The sequence below is a fragment of the Pseudomonas juntendi genome (assembly GCF_009932375.1).
Taxonomy (GTDB): Bacteria; Pseudomonadota; Gammaproteobacteria; order Pseudomonadales; family Pseudomonadaceae; genus Aquipseudomonas; species Aquipseudomonas juntendi.
Genome location: NZ_BLJG01000457.1, coordinates 1 through 237 on the forward strand (window position 1 = coordinate 1; position 237 = coordinate 237).

1 pseudogene is annotated in these 237 nt (G+C 61.6%); it reads left to right on the plus strand.

Annotated elements, in window-relative coordinates:
- A pseudogene (locus GYA94_RS26710) lies at positions 1-237 on the plus strand (DUF933 domain-containing protein); the annotation flags it as partial.

A 237-nucleotide genomic window follows, 5' to 3' on the forward strand; every position in this document is an offset into this window, starting at 1 on the left:
GGACGTGGTCAAGGCCATTGCCGAGGAAGAAGGCGCGGTCGTGGTGCCGGTGTGCAACAAGATCGAAGCAGAAATCGCCGAGCTCGACGATGGCGAAGAGAAAGACATGTTCCTCGAGGCCCTGGGCCTGGAAGAGCCAGGCCTGAACCGCGTGATCCGCGCCGGTTACGAACTGCTCAACCTGCAGACCTACTTCACTGCTGGCGTGCAGGAAGTTCGCGCCTGGACCGTACGCGT